General features: G+C 61.7%; 1 protein-coding gene. It reads right to left on the bottom strand.

Annotation, left to right across the window (positions count from 1 at the left end):
- Positions 1–200 precede the first annotated feature (200 nt).
- Positions 201–1,574, bottom strand: coding sequence for a group II intron reverse transcriptase/maturase (ltrA, locus tag E1958_RS19425; protein ID WP_207787978.1), 1,374 nt, complete (start codon positions 1,572–1,574; stop codon positions 201–203).
- Between the last annotated feature and the right edge of the window lie 390 nt (positions 1,575–1,964).

Raw genomic sequence — 1,964 nt, 5'->3', positions numbered from 1 at the left:
AACCAGTAGAGTAGAGAGCAGGTTCCCGTGTCCTTAGATTTGGCCTATCCGTTGCCGCCCCTTTCGTCTGGCGGTGCCTCACGAGCCGAATCTTAGCCACGGTCGCCTGCTCCCCCTCATCAAACGCAGCATGCGGTTTTCCCGCACTGCGCTTTCCGGTTGTCTTCACATCCGAAGCTATCGCAGGGGAGCGTCCAGCCCTAGAGTTGCACCAAGCCCAGTCGCTTATACAGGTGCGTATACCAGGTTACCCCCTTCGGTGGCCGGAAGGGGCGCTGGCTCCGACGTTTCAGGTGCCGCACCATCCGTTGCTGGAGGAACCAATTCAGGGCGCGGAACGCGGGGCGGCTGCGTCCATGCTCGAAGTAGTTGGCCCATCCGCGGACCTGGCGATTGACCCTCGCGACCAGTTTCGGGATTGGAACCACGCTCTGTTTCGCGCCGATCATCCCTCGCAGCTTCTCCCGTTCGCGCGCACATGCCTTGGGGCTGGGAACCCGGTTGAGAAACCGCTTGGCACGTCCGAATCGGTCCCGTTCGTACCGCATGCGATAGCCCAGAAAGTCCAGGCTTGCTCCAGGCTCAGACAGCTTGATAATCCGGGTCTTCTCACGGTTAATCTTCAGGCCCATCCAGTCTTCCACGGTGGCGTCGATCCAGTCGCTTATGCACCGCCCTTGATAACGGGCGAGGATGACAAAGTCATCCGCATACCGCACCAGCCGTGCCCCGCTCCTTTGGGCCGGTCCTTCCGGACCGTGGAAGCGTTTATCCATCCAGTGCAGATACAGGTTGGCTAACAACGGGCTGATGACACCCCCTTGCGGGGTGCCGGCCCGTCGCTTGACCTTCCTCGGTGGTTGATGCCGGTCTGTTGGTTCTTCCAGGATCGGGGCACGCAGCCACTGACGGATCAGCTTGAGCACCGCACCGTCGGCGATCCGCCGCTCGACACACGCCATCAACTTGTGATGCGGAATCGTGTCGAAATAGCCCTTCAGATCGGCATCGTACACGGCGTTCTGACCAGCCTTCAGCCCCGCTTGCACCGCATCCAGCGCATCATGCGCCGAGCGGCCAGGGCGAAACCCAAAGGACACCGGCAGAAAGTCCGCCTCGAAGATCGGCTCCAAGACCAGCTTAGCCGCCGTCTGGACTACCCGATCGCGGACGGTTGGAATGCCCAGCGGGCGTTCTCCACCATTCGCCTTGGGGATCAGTTTCAGCCGCACCGCTTGCGGGCGGTAGCGTTTCCGCTTCAGGTCATCGTGCAGCTCTTCCATCAACCGCTCGACACCACCGGGGGCGCTCTCGATGTCCTCAACCCGAACGCCATCCACCCCAGGTGCGCCATCGTTAGCGGCCACCTGGTCCCACGCCGCCGCAAGCACGTCGGGCCGCAGGATCCGATCATACAAGGCGTAAAATCGGAACCGCGGCTCCTGCTTCGCTTTGATGTACAGTTGCTTCCTCAGCTTGAAGACCTTCTCCGGCAAGCCGCTCTCATTGACCGCAAAGGTCGTTGGTAGCTCGACATGCGTTCGCTCTGTAATGGTCCGGTTTTGCTCCGACAAGCAGATCACCTCCTTCCGAGAACTCAACGTGACAACCGTATGGCCCCTTCGCTCCCCAGGCATTACCCCGGTTCCTCACTACTCTGGGCCACGCCGACTTCCGGCGGACCAGCGCATGCGGTTATGTCTTCCCGCATCGCCTTCGGGTTACGAGCCCCAGCACGCCGGATCTCCCAGGTTCCCGATCAGTCTGTCGCGACGCGCCATCCGCTCTCACCCCGGCAGGCCACCCCGGTGCTTGCGCTGATTTCTTCCCGGTGCGTGCTGGCTTCGGCTTCTCTGGCAGCTTGGCCACCTGCAACTCGTGTTTCGAGGCCGTTCTCGGTTCAACCGGTAACGGCTTACGGCTCACCGCTTCGCTGTCCACGTCTTCCGACGCTTCGCTCAGGG

It is taken from the genome of Candidatus Thiosymbion oneisti, from assembly GCF_004359955.1.
Taxonomy (GTDB): Bacteria; Pseudomonadota; Gammaproteobacteria; order Chromatiales; family Chromatiaceae; genus Thiosymbion; species Thiosymbion oneisti.
Note: the sequence above shows the minus strand (reverse complement) of the source record. Positions and strands in the feature narration are given on the sequence as shown.